Consider the following 3,530-nt stretch of genomic DNA (forward strand, 5'->3'; position numbering starts at 1 on the left):
CGTCTTCTTCCCCCTCCCCCACCATGCCCTCCGACGTGCAGGTGACGCCCGTGCGCGGCGCGGCGGACCGGACGGCGTTCATCCGGCTGCCGTACTCGCTCTACCGTGACGACCCGAACTGGGTCCCGCCGCTGGAGATGGAGCGCCGCGACTTCCTGGACCCGAAGAAGAACCCCTTCTTCGACTACGCGGAGGTGGAGCTGTTCCTCGCCCGCCGTGGCCAGGACGTGGTGGGCCGGGTGGCGGCCATCAAGAACCCGCGCCACATGGAGTTCCACGGCACCAAGGAGGGCTTCTTCGGCCTCTTCGAGTGCGTGAACGACGCGGGCGTGGCGCGGGGCCTGCTGGACGCGGCGAGCGCGTGGCTCAAGGCGCGCGGCGTCGACACCGTGCTGGGGCCGGCCAACTTCTCCTCCAACCAGGACTGGGGCCTGCTCGTGGAGGGCTACGAGGTCCCTCCCGCGCTGATGATGCCCTACAACCCGGCGTACTACGCGGGCCTGCTGGAGACGTGCGGCTTCACCAAGGCGAAGGACCTGTTCGCCTTCGAGCTGTCCGCGTCCACGCCGCCGCCGGAGAAGGTGGCGCGCATCGCGGAGAAGATCCGCCAGCGAGAAGGCGTCACCGTGCGCGCGGTGAACCTGAAGGACTTCCCCGCCGAGGTCGCCCGCATCAAGGAGATCTACAACGCGGCCTGGGAGAAGAACTGGGGCTTCATCCCCTTCACCGACCGCGAGTTCGCGCACATGGCCAAGGAGATGAAGGCCATCGTGCGCCCGGAGCTGGTGCTCATCGCGGAGGTGAAGGGCGAGCCCGTCGCCTTCTCCATGACGCTGCCGGACGCCAATGAGGCCTTCAAGGCGGCCAACGGGCGGCTCACCACGTTCGGCCTGCCCATTGGCCTGGTGAAGCTGGTGCTGGCGTCGCGGCGGCTCAAGCGCCTGCGCCTGCTCACGCTGGGCATCAAGGAGGGCTACCGGCGCCGTGGCCTGGACGCCATCCTCTACCTGGACACCCTGCGCACCGCGAAGGAGCTGGGGTACTCGGGCGGGGAGATCTCCTGGACGCTGGAGGACAACCACCTGGTCAACCGCGCCATCGAGTCCATGGGCGGCCGGCGCTCCAAGACGTACCGCGTGTTCCAGCGGCCCGTCTGACGTCCTGAAACGCCTTCCGCCCGGGCGCTGGTGGCATCCGGGCGGAAAGAGGACTTCGCGAAGCTTCTACTTCGCCTGCGGCGCGGCGCCCGAGGCACCGGCGGCGGACTCGTTCACGGAGGCCGCGCTGGTGTTGGCGTTCTCCTTCTCCAGCTGGGCGCGCTTGGACTTGAGCGTCGTCAGCAGGCCGTCAAAGCCCTTGGTGGAGAGGATCTTCTTGAACTGGCCGCTGTACGTGTCCACTAGCGAGACCTCGTCGGTGATCACGTCGTAGATGCGCCAGTCGGCCTTGGCCGACGCCTTGTAGAGCTTGTAGTCCACGGGCACCTGGTCCGTCTTCACGGTGAGCTGCGTGTCGACCGTGGCCTCGGTCCCCTGCACGCTCTCCTTGCCGTACTTCACGTCCGCCTTCGCCTGGCCGATGGCCTTCTGGGCGTACGAGGCGCGCAAGAGCCCCGTCATGGTGTCGGTGAACTCCTTGCGCTGGGCTGCGGTGAGGCCCGTCCAGGCCTTCTCTCCCAGGGCACGCTTGGCGAGCTCCTCGAAGTCCACGAAGGACTCCACGACGGAGGCCAGGGACTGCACGGTGGCGCCAGGGGCGTTGGCCGCCTTCTGCACGGCGGCGTTGCCGTTCTTCACCACGTTGAGCGGGCTCACGGGAGCGGCGGCGAGCAGCGTGGCGGCAAGCAGGGAAGCAATCATTTTGATGAAGCTCCGGGTTGAAGGTCAGGTGTGACGACACCTGTGAGGACTGGCAGCCTGGAAGGGTTATTCATCCGTCGTCGGGACGGCACCCGTGACGCGGGCCAGTGACGCCAGCCCCACGCGCACGTCGTGCCAGCTCTTGCCCCGTTCGGCGGAGGCCTGGGCCAGCGCGGTGAAGGCGTCCACCAGCTCCCGGGTGTCGCCGGTGCCCAGGTCGAAGGCGGCGTAGGCCGCGGTGGCCCAGCGCTTCGCGTTCTTCTCCGCCTCCGTGAAGGACTTCGCCCGCGAGTAGGCCGCGGCGAGCTGGCTCTGCACCTGCGTGACCTCCAGCCGGATGCCGGCCTTGAGCGTCTGTTCCTGCGCGTGCATCTTGTCCAGCTCCGCGCGGGCCTGCTCCAGCTGGGCGTCCTTGATGGGGATGTCGAAGGTGCCGCGGATCACCAGGCCCAGGCCCGCGGTGCGGTCGTTGAAGGGGTCGTAGGCGAAAGGGCTGCGCTGGCGCGTGGCGCTGCTCGTCCAGCGCACGTCGTAGTAACCCGCGAGCCCCAGGTCCGGGTAGTAGCTGCGCTCGCGGATGATGACCTCCTGCTCGCGCGCGATGATGCCCGCGGCGATGGCCTTGAGCTCCGGGCGGCGCTCGTTGGCCTGCTTCAGCGACGTCTCCAGGTCGGGCACGTTCACTTCACCCTGGAGCGGCAGGTCCTCCGCCATCACCTCCACCTGTTCGTCCGGGCCCGCGCTGGCGAGGAGCCGGATGGCGGTGAGCGCGAACTGCTCGCCCTGCAGGGCGGTGGCGCGCTGCGACTCCACCAGCTGACGGAAGTACCCCAGCTTGTACGTGTCCAGCTTGGACACCTGATCCGAGTCCTCCTTGAGGAGCGCGTCGATCTTGTCGCCCGCGTCCTTGAGGCGCTTGGCCACGTCCTCCAGCTGCTTCAGGCCCGCCCGCGCCAGCTGGTAGCCGTAGTACGCCTGGGCGGCCTGGAAGCCCGCTTCCGCGCGCACGCGCTCGCGCAGCGCCGCTCCCACGATGGGGCCCTGCGAGCCCGCCTTCTCCAGCGCGGAGAGCTTGCCGAAGGTGTACAGCGGCAGCACCGCGTTGCCGGTGGAGAACACCGTCACGCCCACCTTGCCGAAGTTCCAGTCGCCCTCCAGCGACGCCTCCGTGGTGGGCGGTCCGCCCAGGCCGTCGTTGCGCGCCTCGGGGACGGGGCCGCCCGCGCCCAGGGTGATTTCGAACCGGGGGAACCAGGCCCAGCGGGCCTGATCATGGAGCGCCTGGAACTTGCGCAGCTCCGCGGTGGCCTCCGCCACGCGCGCGTCCTGCGTGCGCGCCCGCGCCACCAGCTGGGCCAGGGTGATGGGCCCTTTCGGGGCCCTCGCGCCTTCGGGGGTGCCCGGGGCCCGGGCCTCCTCCGGGGCGCCCGTGGGGGCACCGGGGCTGCGGTCGCCCCGCGCGCCGTCGCCCGAGCCGGGGGCGATGGGTGACGTGCCCAGGTCCTGGGCTTCCGGGGTGGCGGCGGCCGGCCTGGGCGTGCCGGTGGTGGCGCGCTGGGCGGCGTTGCCCGGCTCGGCGGCCTGGCCGGGATTCACCGCGGCGGGGCCTGGCAGCGGCGCTCGCGTGCCCGGCGTGGGGTTGGCGGCGGACGACCCGGTGCCGCTCGGTCC

3 protein-coding genes are annotated in these 3,530 nt (G+C 70.4%); 1 reads left to right on the forward strand and 2 read right to left on the reverse strand.

What is annotated here, in order from left to right; translation table 11 throughout:
• On the forward strand, positions 1-1,157 hold a 1,157-nt coding region (locus D7W81_RS40395; protein WP_306440948.1), incomplete at its 5' end, for a GNAT family N-acetyltransferase.
• A gap of 66 nt (positions 1,158-1,223) precedes the next feature.
• Here D7W81_RS40395 and D7W81_RS40400 read toward each other — a convergent pair.
• On the reverse strand, positions 1,224-1,859 hold the full coding sequence (locus tag D7W81_RS40400; protein ID WP_120560636.1) for an MlaC/ttg2D family ABC transporter substrate-binding protein: 636 nt from the start codon (positions 1,857-1,859) through the stop codon (positions 1,224-1,226).
• Between the two features lie 66 nt (positions 1,860-1,925).
• The coding region (locus tag D7W81_RS40405; protein ID WP_120560637.1) for a TolC family protein at positions 1,926-3,530 on the reverse strand (1,605 nt) is incomplete at its 5' end.

The sequence above is a fragment of the Corallococcus aberystwythensis genome, from assembly GCF_003612165.1.
Taxonomy (GTDB): domain Bacteria; phylum Myxococcota; class Myxococcia; order Myxococcales; family Myxococcaceae; genus Corallococcus; species Corallococcus aberystwythensis.

Excerpts from the sequence above, each read along its gene's own strand:
- D7W81_RS40400 (WP_120560636.1), bottom strand. The coding sequence starts at position 1,859 with ATGATTGCTTCCCTGCTTGCCGCCACGCTGCTCGCCGCCGCTCCCGTG.